This window comes from Streptococcus sp. HMSC064H09, from assembly GCF_001812625.1.
Classification (GTDB): domain Bacteria; phylum Bacillota; class Bacilli; order Lactobacillales; family Streptococcaceae; genus Streptococcus.
Genome location: NZ_KV809602.1, coordinates 1,362 through 1,737 on the forward strand (window position 1 = coordinate 1,362; position 376 = coordinate 1,737).

The window sequence follows — 376 nt, forward strand, 5'->3', positions numbered from 1 at the left end:
GGTATAAATGTTAAGAAGGGTTCCTAGACTATTTTTATTCTGTTTATGAGAATAATGAGCAAAAACTAACAAAGTTGAGTTTTATAACTCATCCGGTCTCTCTTTACATTTCCTATTTTACCAAAAAAATTCAGAGAAAACTTACATATTTTTTAAATTTGTAAGAAAAAATCATGAACAGTCATTTTCTGGTCTTGAATGGTAATTTTGTGAGAATTATTTTGAGCGATTACTAATTTACTGGGCTAATACCAACGACTATGTCCTTTAACTACACTAAAAAACGCCTAGCTGCTGTTGCTAGACGTTCTTTATTAGGAGAGATCTGGAAATCTAGGAATGGGGGAAAAGTGTTTGGGGAAGATAGGTATAAATG